The sequence below is a fragment of the Photorhabdus sp. CRCIA-P01 genome (assembly GCF_003545805.1).
Lineage (GTDB): Bacteria > Pseudomonadota > Gammaproteobacteria > Enterobacterales > Enterobacteriaceae > Photorhabdus > Photorhabdus antumapuensis.
The window spans coordinates 1-4,160 of record NZ_NMQR01000108.1; the positions used below are offsets into that span (position 1 = coordinate 1).

Sequence of the window (4,160 nt, forward strand, 5' to 3'; positions counted from 1 at the left end):
ACAGTGCCTCAGAGCGTCGCAGGGGCGCCGCTTGCGGGCTCTATGCCGCCCGCGCCCGCAGAACGTGCGTCCGCCGCCCAGGCAAGCTGGGCGACGTTCGCCCGTTGCCGAAAAAGGCGCTACGCTGACAAAGGCCCGGCGGGAAAAACGGGCCGTCGGGGGCGAAAAGCGCGTCAGGGGGTTTTGGGTTCGGCGGTGAACGGACATTGGAAAAAACGGGTTGTAACTGACTGAGGGCATTAGGAAAATCGGTGTTCGATGGTCAACTTCGCACTGGAATGCGTTGTTATTGAGAATAATGCGTTGAGCTTGCCCAAAGGCATGGCGGAGTACGGTCGGGCACAGAGTTCACTCGCCATGCAAATGCTCAGGGAAGGGGCAACCCCGGATGAATTGTCGGAAGCGTTGGCAAAACAAGCGAGAGGTACGCACCCTGAAGGGCAAGATCCGGCCAGAGGGCTGATTGTGGCGTGGGGTAACTTCTTCGGTGTGCCGTTAGATGTGGTGATGTCCAATGAAAAAATGACGCCGGAGAAAGCGGCTGAAATTGTGAGCAGCGGCATACCGACCAGCGAAGCGAAGGTGATGCAGTATGTGGCGGCGAAAACCTTTTTGGCACTGACTAAAAATTCGGGGACAGGCAATAAAACGGAAAACCCACTACCGCAATGGAGTACTGGTGAAGGGAATTACAGCCAGAAAAATCAAGGCACGGTCACAAATGTTGAATCTCAAGCAGGTCAATTTGACGGAAAGACAACATTTAACGCAAAAGGTGAGGCGACCCAAGGTACTACTGTCAAAGCAGAAACGAGTAGGACATTAATATATCATGAGAATTTTGGTGGTCATGCGATAGAAAGGCATGTTGGCAAATCTGATGCTCAATTACTTGCCAGATTCAAGAATGATCCAAGGGTATTAGCATCATCAACATTTACCGATATGAAAACCGCAGAATGGGCAATAGGTAATGGTATAGCAGCGAACAGAGAAAAATTAACTACTTTTATGGCAGGAAATGACACAAGAATAGTACTTGATCATAAAATGCCAGAGAATGTAGGGCGAGTAATACCAAAAGGTAGCACAAAGTCTCATGAATCAAACAATATAGTGATTGTTATTGATAAGGATCCTTTAATGCCTAACGGTTACCGTATTCAAACTGCTTACCCTAAATAAATTGGGAGAAAGGAATGAAAATAGAAAATATTCGTTATTTATTAGGTTGTTATTTCCATCAGGATTGGGACTGTGAGGCATCGACAGATGAGGGAATCATGAAGCTTTTTGTGGAAAAAGAACGGCCAGAGAAAGTTATGCTTTTAAAAAAGGAGTTTGAAGAAATATTGAATAGTAGTGAAGAATTAACAGAGAGTTTTCTTTATGAAAATAATGGATATTATTCTCCATCAGCGGATGGATTAACTGTCTTACAATGGTTTAAAAAATTGAATGACGTTTTATAGTTAATACCTTTAAAGTCCCCACAGTAAGGAAGAATCCAGCCTAAAAGCTGGACTCTTCCTCTTTAGTTGCTAGCTTTTCTCAACGAGCCGGATAATCAACAACCTATGCTCAATGCAGACCTGCACTGGCTGCCCGGTGGAAAAGCCCGCTTCTTGCAACCAGTTACCCTTCAGGTGCAAGCTGGGGTGTCGGCGGTAACGGCGGGTCATACCAGTGGTGTAGTCAGCACAGTGTGCACTGATAAAGGTGAAACCAACATCACCCCGAAACTCATTAAAGACCAGATTTACAAGACCGCCTATAACGAGGCATTGAATGAGTCTGGCCTTGGCACCGGTGGGAAATACCACACCGCTTTACAGGCCGCCACTGCGGCCATTCAAGGATTAGCCGGCGGGAATATTGGTCAGGCACTGGCGGGCGGCGCTTCCCCTTCTCAACCAATATGGGTATGAGTTACAGACAGAGTACGGTTTCTCAGGGAAAGAAGCGGCAGCCGCAATTCAAAATCTAGTTAAGGGTGGGGCATTTGTCGCAGCGGCCGCAGATGTGAAAGCCTATAATGAGGCACTAAGCTATCTGAAAATGTACAGTGTACACTCAGGACAAGCTGCTCTCGGAACGGATGCATTACTGGCATTACCCGGTATGCCAGGGTCGCTCATTAGGGGAAGCCTCGTTGCCGGGGGTTCATATCAAACCGGTACGGGGATTGGGCAAGTTATTAATGGTGAATATAGCCGTGGGGTAGCAAATATGAGCCTGGGTTCACTGGCTATATTTGGAGGTGTTGCCGGTAATAAAGCCATAACCAAGCCGACAGAAGGAATTATCTCACCAGATAAACTCACAATTCAGGAAAGCAGCAGGGTTTTGGATAAAAAAACTCATACATCCATTCCTAAGGTGACAGCAGAGTTAACTGATAAAGAAACCGGGAAAAAATTTACTGACACCAATCAGGGAAATAGACCTGATTATTATCTTGGTGATCAAAGTCGCCCTACACTAATCAATGATATGGTACAGGCGAAAATAGATAAACGCCCAGACAAAAATTATCCGAATGGAAATGTCAATTAGAGGTGAAAAAATTTGTACATATTGTCTCAGTGATATCAAGTCCATGGCAGAGAAATCAGGTCTTAAATCACTAACACTGCATGAGGAAAAAACAGGAAGGACACTATATTGGGAAAAAGGTACGAAAGGTTTCCGTGTGAAGGATAATGATTAATGGATAATTTATTACTATCTTGGTCTATTTTGCGAAATGGAGGGAGTGAAAAATATCCCTCCTGGGAGAGAGTAAATAATTTATTACATTCTCTGAAAATAAACTCAGGTTGTGTAACTATTGATTATTTAGATAATGAAGGATACTTACTATCAGAGCTTCAGGTTAGGATGGATAATGGGATTTATTTCGTTACCATGCTAGATGAGAATGATGAAATATTCACATTTTGGGATCTAACTCAGTCAAATGACAAAATAGATATACTTGGCGATTACTGGCCAGCTCGCCAACTCACAAAAGATTTCGATTTTGTAGTGAAAGTATTCAAAGAATTTTTTGATACAGGCAATGTGTCAAAAGAACTTCTAAATTAAATAACCAGCCCCGGCGATTGCAAAACCGGGGCTATTTTTTCCACCCGCATTAGCCCGACAGGATAATGTTAACTTAATTCAAATTTTTAAATGAAACCAAAGCCGCCTTAGCGGGGTACAAGCTGTCCAGAACAGAACAGCAACCGCTACGATATGAAGCAACAGAACGTCAGTGCCGGCATCAGTGCCACTGTCGGCCCAGGTTCAGGAGGTTCATTAAACCTCAGCGCCAGCCGCGACAAAATCCACAGCAACTTTGACTCCGTACAGGAACAAACCGGACTGTTTGCCGGCAAAGGCGGCTATCAAGTGAAAGTGGGTGAACATACTCAGCTTGACGGTGCAGTCATTGCCAGTACCGCAGACAAAGACAAAAACACCCTCGATACCGGCACTCTCGGCTTTGGCGATATAAAAAACAAAGCGGATTTTAAAACTGAACACCACAGCGTAAGCATCAGCACCGGGGGTTCAGCAGGCGGTATGTTACTCAGTAACATGGCGGCCAATACCCTGGGTGGCGCTAACCGGGAAGGCCATGCCCAAAGCACCACCCATGCCGCAGTCAGTGACGGCGCCCTGATTATCCGGGATAAAGACAACCAGCAGCAGGACATCACCCCCCTGAGCCGGGATACCGACCATGCCAATAATGCTCTCAGCCCTATCTTTGACAAAGAGAAAGAGCAACAACGCCTGAAACAGGCCCAACTAATTGGCGAAATCAGTGCGCAGGTGATTGACATCGCCAGTACCGAAGGGGCCATTATCGCCACCAAAGCAGCTAACGCTAAACTGGAGAACATCAGTGAACCGGATAGAAAAGCGGCCATAAAAGTCCTGGAGGATAAAGGTAAAACCGACATCACCCCGGAACTCATTCAAGACCAGATTTACAAAACCGCCTATAATCAGGCGTTGAATGAATCTGGCCTTGGCACCGGTGGGAAATACCACACCGCTTTACAGGCGGCCACTGCCGCCATTCAGGGACTTGCGGGCGGGAACATTGGTCAGGCACTGGCGGGCGGCGCTTCCCCTTACCTCGCCGGAGTGATTAAAGACCTGACCAC

At 46.5% G+C, this 4,160-nt stretch carries 4 protein-coding genes and 2 pseudogenes; 5 read left to right on the plus strand and 1 reads right to left on the minus strand.

Annotated features, from left to right (window positions below; translation table 11 throughout):
- The first annotated feature begins 258 nt into the window (after window positions 1-258).
- Both D3222_RS25300 and D3222_RS23700 read left to right on the plus strand, forming a co-directional pair.
- Window positions 259-1,185 (plus strand): RNase A-like domain-containing protein, encoded by a 927-nt coding sequence (locus D3222_RS25300; RefSeq protein ID WP_157975429.1) that lies wholly within the window; start codon window positions 259-261, stop codon window positions 1,183-1,185.
- Between the two features lie 14 nt (window positions 1,186-1,199).
- Entirely contained in the window at window positions 1,200-1,472 is a 273-nt protein-coding gene (locus tag D3222_RS23700; RefSeq protein ID WP_118988259.1) for a contact-dependent growth inhibition system immunity protein, read from the plus strand.
- Between the two features lie 69 nt (window positions 1,473-1,541).
- Here the strand turns inward: D3222_RS23700 and D3222_RS23705 are convergent, their stop codons facing one another.
- Complete coding sequence (locus D3222_RS23705; RefSeq protein WP_118988260.1) at window positions 1,542-1,682, minus strand: SymE family type I addiction module toxin; 141 nt, start codon at window positions 1,680-1,682, stop codon at window positions 1,542-1,544.
- Between the two features lie 547 nt (window positions 1,683-2,229).
- Here D3222_RS23705 and D3222_RS27035 point away from each other — a divergent pair.
- The 3 genes and pseudogenes from D3222_RS27035 to D3222_RS23725 all read left to right on the plus strand — a co-directional run.
- Window positions 2,230-2,710, plus strand: a pseudogene (locus D3222_RS27035) (cytidine deaminase-like fold-containing protein).
- Window positions 2,710-3,087: a DUF6911 family protein gene (locus D3222_RS23720; RefSeq protein WP_118988262.1), complete on the plus strand. Its 378-nt coding sequence runs from the start codon at window positions 2,710-2,712 to the stop codon at window positions 3,085-3,087. Before D3222_RS27035 ends, D3222_RS23720 begins: the two are co-directional and overlap by 1 nt.
- 129 nt (window positions 3,088-3,216) lie before the next feature.
- A pseudogene (locus D3222_RS23725) lies at window positions 3,217-4,160 on the plus strand (hemagglutinin repeat-containing protein); the annotation flags it as partial.